Below are 270 nucleotides of genomic sequence, written 5' to 3' on the forward strand. Positions count from 1 at the left end.
GCTCGCAGGCGACCTATGGCTACGGCGGCGCGGGCGCTGGCAATCCCTATTCCTCACTCAGCAAGTCGGTCTGGCTCGGGGCTGAGGCCTTGCTCGATGGATCCGGCATCAGCTTGATCGATCCACTGGCCGCGCCCGTGCGGTTCGACAACGGGCAGTTGCGTACGCCGCGCACGGGTCGCGTGCTCGGCGGCGGCTCGGTGACCTTGACCGACGACACCGGCAGCATCATCGCGCTCGACGGCGCCATGATCGATGTGCGCGGCACCT

1 protein-coding gene is annotated in these 270 nt (G+C 68.1%); it reads left to right on the plus strand.

The window, feature by feature from the left end; all coding sequences use genetic code 11:
- Positions 1-270 (plus strand): hypothetical protein (locus tag ACZ3HH_RS30135; RefSeq protein ID WP_465810249.1); only part of this gene is annotated, 270 nt, incomplete at both ends.

The sequence above is a fragment of the Pseudomonas sp. PME37.24/025 genome, from assembly GCF_055556615.1.